Source organism: Mesorhizobium sp. M4B.F.Ca.ET.017.02.2.1 (assembly GCF_003998955.1).
GTDB lineage: Bacteria > Pseudomonadota > Alphaproteobacteria > Rhizobiales > Rhizobiaceae > Mesorhizobium > Mesorhizobium abyssinicae.
In genome coordinates this window covers 1-1,985 of the sequence record NZ_RZOF01000573.1, presented here as the reverse complement: position 1 = coordinate 1,985, position 1,985 = coordinate 1, and the positions used below count along the sequence as shown (strand labels likewise).

3 protein-coding genes are annotated in these 1,985 nt (G+C 63.4%); 2 read left to right on the top strand and 1 reads right to left on the bottom strand.

Going from position 1 to position 1,985, the window contains the following annotated elements; genetic code table 11:
* Positions 1–485, top strand: a 485-nt coding sequence (locus tag EN738_RS33895; RefSeq protein ID WP_145967037.1) for an RDD family protein, incomplete at its 5' end; no start/stop codon positions are given.
* A 223-nt stretch (positions 486–708) separates the two neighbouring features.
* Here the strand turns inward: EN738_RS33895 and EN738_RS33890 are convergent.
* Entirely contained in the window at positions 709–1,395 is a 687-nt protein-coding gene (locus EN738_RS33890; protein WP_127287325.1) for a D-lyxose/D-mannose family sugar isomerase, read from the bottom strand.
* Between the two features lie 155 nt (positions 1,396–1,550).
* On the opposite strand from EN738_RS33890, the gene EN738_RS33885 reads away from it, so the two are divergent.
* Positions 1,551–1,985 (top strand): alanine racemase (locus tag EN738_RS33885; RefSeq protein ID WP_189606118.1); only part of this gene is annotated, 435 nt, incomplete at its 3' end.

Here is a 1,985-nt window from a genome sequence, read left to right as displayed (position 1 = left end):
AGATCGAGATCTTCCTGCCGCTGTCGATCATCGCCGGGCGCGGCGGCGCCGGCGTCGCCGACACGCTGACGACCATTTTCGGGCTGGCGTGGGCGCTGCTCTTCGCGCTCTTCCCGCTGTTCAACCGCGACCGCCTGCGCATCGGCGACCTGCTCGCCGGAACCTGGGTGGTCGAAGCGCCGAAGCTGAAGCTGGTCGAAGACCTGTCGCGCAGGCAGGACCCGGTCGCCGCCCGTTTCCGTTTCAGCTCGGCCCAACTCGATGCCTACGGCATCGCCGAACTGCACAAGCTGGAAGAAGTGCTACGCCGCGACGACTATTTCGCGCTGAAGACAGTGGCCGAAATGATCGGGAAGAAGATCGGCGTGACGATCGAAGCGCCGGATTCCAGGGCGTTCCTCACGGCCTACTACGGCGAGCTCAGGGCGCATCTCGAGCGCAAACTGCTGCTCGGCAACCGCAAGGCGGACAAGCATGCGCGGTAGCGGCAGATACTGGAACCTGGCGCGCCGCCCCTCATCCGCCCTTCGGGCACCTTCTCCCCGTAAACGGGGAGAAGGCCATAGCCGCGCCTGCGGTTGGCGAAACCCCACGCGACAAGTCCTTTCTCCCCGTCACTATACGGGGAGAAATGCCCGGCAGGGCAATGAGGGGCAGCGCCGACTCACAATACTTTTGAACCGAAACCTGGCTCGCTGGGCTGATTTCTTACCCCACCCACTTCTCGTAGTCCGACACCAGGAGGTGCAGCGGCACGACGTCCTCGTCGATGTTGGAGAAGCGGCCGATCGGCTCGCGGAAGACATTGTCCGTCAGATCGTCGTTGACGGTCGAGACCTCGCCGATCAGCACGTCCTTGCCCTCGGCCCAGAAGGCGTGCCAGACGCCGGGCAAAAGCGTGACGCTCTGGCCCGGATCGAGCTTCAACAGCCCGCCCGCCGGCAGTCTGTGGATGGTGCCGTCGACCGGCACCGACACTTCGGCCTTGGGATCGATGCCGCCGTCGCGGTCGTGCATGAACAGTTCCAGCACCAGCTTGCCGCCGCCGCGGTTGATGATGTCCTCGGCCTTGATGTTGTGGCGGTGCATCGGCGAGAGCTGGTCCTTGCGCGAGATCATGATCTTCTCGGCATAGAGCATGCCCATGCCAAGCTTCATGTCCTCGTAGCGGCCGTTGCGGACGGTAAACAGGAACAGACCGAGCTCGTCGAACTTCTCCTGGCCGTAGTCGGTGATGTCCCAGCCGAGGCGCGAGGTGAAGATCGCCGAAGAGTCTCCCTTATGCGCCTTCATCTCTTCCGGCGACCAATAGGCGAAGGGCGGCATGATATAACCGAAGGAGCGGATGAAGGCGTCGGCTTCGCGGATGATGTCGTTGATTTTGGAGCGCTTCATGGGTTCCCTTCCTTCCGGCCGCTGACTGCTGCAATCTGCCAATCCGAATAGCTCAATGCCGGTCGGCTGTCGACGCAAACCGACGGCTCTGGCCTCGTGACATCCGGCCGGATCGGGGCCATAACGCGACCGGTTTTTGTGGTGGTGACAATCTCATGCCAAGCATAGACGACCTCGATACGCCGGCGATCCTGATCGACGCCGCACGCGCCGAAGCCAACATCAGGAAGGCGCAGGCGCATGCCGATCGTCATGGCCTGAAGCTCAGGCCGCACATCAAGACCCACAAGCTGCCCTATTGGGCGAAGAAGCAGGTGGCGGCCGGGGCGGTCGGCATCACCTGCCAGAAGATCGGCGAGGCCGAGGTGATGGCCGATGCCGGCCTGACCGACATTTTTCTCCCCTACAACATTCTCGGGCGCACCAAGCTGGAGCGGCTGAAGGCGCTGCATGGCCGGGTGACGCTTTCGGTGACGGCGGACAGCAAGGAGACGCTGGAAGGTCTTGCCGCGACCTTTGCCGATGCCGGTCACCCGCTTCAGGTGCTGGTTGAGTGCGATACCGGCATGGGCCGCTGCGGCGTCCAGACG

Excerpts from the sequence above, each read along its gene's own strand:
- EN738_RS33890 (WP_127287325.1), bottom strand. The coding sequence starts at position 1,395 with ATGAAGCGCTCCAAAATCAACGACATCATCCGCGAAGCCGACGCCTTC.